This window comes from Citrobacter sp. S55_ASV_140 (assembly GCF_018919505.1).
Classification (GTDB): Bacteria; Pseudomonadota; Gammaproteobacteria; order Enterobacterales; family Enterobacteriaceae; genus Citrobacter; species Citrobacter werkmanii.
On record NZ_JAHLQZ010000423.1, the window covers coordinates 1 to 621 of the forward strand.

Annotated in this window: 1 protein-coding gene and 1 pseudogene; one reads left to right on the forward strand and one right to left on the reverse strand. The window is 49.8% G+C overall.

What is annotated here, in order from left to right; translation table 11 throughout:
- Positions 1 to 3: 3 nt before the first annotated feature.
- Positions 4 to 300: a hypothetical protein gene (locus tag KQJ18_RS24315; RefSeq protein ID WP_346014733.1), complete on the forward strand. Its 297-nt coding sequence runs from the start codon at positions 4 to 6 to the stop codon at positions 298 to 300.
- 36 nt (positions 301 to 336) lie between these two features.
- On the opposite strand, the pseudogene KQJ18_RS24320 reads toward KQJ18_RS24315, so the two are convergent.
- Positions 337 to 621 (reverse strand): annotated as a pseudogene (locus KQJ18_RS24320) (GTPase); the annotation flags it as partial.

Below are 621 nucleotides of genomic sequence, written 5' to 3' on the forward strand. Positions count from 1 at the left end.
GACATACACTGCCCTGAAAAAGTGCAACGTTTGACCCTAAGGCGCATGCCCAGGGACATTTATAGATTCAAAGAAAGAGAGGGGTACGCGATTGAACATCAGCAGAAGAAATTAACCTGCCGTGTATACACCGAATACAGAAGCACTGCGGTGGCAGGCTCCCTGTGGTCACCAACAGCACTTCTGGGAGCGGTAAGCGCCGCCGCAATCGGTGTGCATAATCTGGCGACATGGAACCCGGACTATGAAATCGGTAAGAACTACGTAAAACGAACCTTATCCGTAAGGTATAAAAAGTAACGGGTTTACATCTGTCCGTGGCTGAGTCTGTCCGGTTCAGCCAAAAATCCTCTCCCATAATTCCGATGCAAGCTGTACCAGTTTTTCCCGCAGCCTCCTCAGCAACAAGCTCCAGCCAGAAGGCAGACGCTCAGAAGTGATCACCGTATCAAAAGCCGAACCGGCTATTTCACCAAAACGCTGACGTACAGCGACATCACTCTCCTCCGTATGATTTTCTGGCTTTAACTGGCAATAAAAAGCGCTACTGGCCTGTACAGGTAACGCGTGTATCATCAGTTCCACCAGAGCATGCAGGTTGTAGCCGGTATGTGCTGAAAC